Annotated in this window: 2 protein-coding genes; one reads left to right on the top strand and one right to left on the bottom strand. The window is 57.3% G+C overall.

Features of this window, described 5'->3' with window-relative positions; all coding sequences use genetic code 11:
* Positions 1-888, bottom strand: an 888-nt coding sequence (locus AC1DRJ_RS27745) for an S-(hydroxymethyl)glutathione dehydrogenase/class III alcohol dehydrogenase (RefSeq protein WP_477804961.1), incomplete at its 3' end; no start/stop codon positions are given.
* Positions 889-995: 107 nt separating this feature from the next.
* On the opposite strand from AC1DRJ_RS27745, the gene AC1DRJ_RS27740 reads away from it, so the two are divergent.
* The coding region (locus tag AC1DRJ_RS27740; RefSeq protein WP_477804960.1) for a LysR family transcriptional regulator at positions 996-1,392 on the top strand (397 nt) is incomplete at its 3' end.

The following is a 1,392-nucleotide window of genomic DNA, read 5'->3' as shown; positions in this document are numbered from 1 at the left end:
TTCCTGCCCGGCACCGGCGACACCGATGATGACTGACTCGCCCCAGCCCTTGTGGCAGCACTCAAGTGCGGCGCGCATCAATTGCACATTACCGATGCACTCGAAGGAAAAGTCGACGCCACCATCGGTCATGTCGACGATGACTTCCTGGATCGGACGGTCGAAGTCTTTCGGGTTCACACAATCGGTTGCCCCCAGCTGCTTGGCGATCTCAAATTTGGCTGGGTTGATGTCGATAGCGATGATGCGTGCAGCTTTGGCTTTTACCGCGCCGATGACCGCAGACAGACCAATGCCGCCGAGGCCGAAAATGGCCACGGTATCACCGGGTTTCACCTTGGCCGTATTGAGCACTGCGCCGATGCCGGTGGTGACACCGCAGCCCAGCAGGCAGACTTTTTCCAGTGGCGCTTCTTTAGCAATTTTTGCGACGGAAATTTCCGGCAGCACGGTGTATTCAGAGAATGTCGAGGTGCCCATGTAGTGGAAAATCGACTGGCCCTTGTAGGAAAAGCGCGAAGTGCCATCGGGCATCAGACCTTTGCCCTGGGTCGCGCGAATCGCCTGACACAGGTTGGTTTTGCCCGACAGACAGAATTTGCACTGGCGGCATTCCGGGGTGTACAGCGGGATGACATGATCACCTACAGCCACCGACGTCACACCCTCGCCGATCGCTTCAACCACTGCACCGCCTTCATGACCGAGAATCGACGGAAAGATACCTTCCGGATCGGCGCCCGACAGCGTGTAGGCATYGGTATGACAAACACCTGAGGCAACCACACGCAGCAAAACTTCACCGGCCTTGGGCATGGCGACATCGACTTCGACGATCTCGAGGGGTTTCTTGGCCTCGAAGGCAACGGCAGCGCGCGACTTGATCATGTGGATTCTCCAGTGAATAAAAACGAGACAGGGAGTGTAATACAGCGCCTTACGATGAATAATCCGGACAAAAGCAAAACATTCTTGCTATACAGGGATAATCACCGATGTCCGATAGCCGCTGGGAAGGGATCGACGAGTTCGTCGCCGTGGCCGAATGCAGCCAATTTACGGCGGCTGCCGAACGCCTTGGGGTTTCTTCCTCTCATATCAGTCGACAAATCGTACGCCTTGAAGAGCGCCTGCAGACCCGCCTTCTGTACCGCAGCACCCGCCGGGTGACACTGACCGAAGCCGGGCAAACGTTTCTGCAACATTGCCAGCGCCTGCAAGATGGCCGAGAAGAAGCCTTGCGTGCGGTCAGCGACCTGACCAGCGAACCCAAAGGCATGTTACGGATGACCTGCGCCGTGGCGTATGGGGAGCGCTTTATCGTGCCGCTGGTCACCCGTTTCATGGGGCTCTACCCGCAGCTGCGTGTCGACATCGAACTGAGCAACCGTC

It is taken from the genome of Pseudomonas sp. P5_B2 (assembly GCF_056400445.1).
This window is presented reverse-complemented; position numbering and strand designations above follow the sequence as displayed.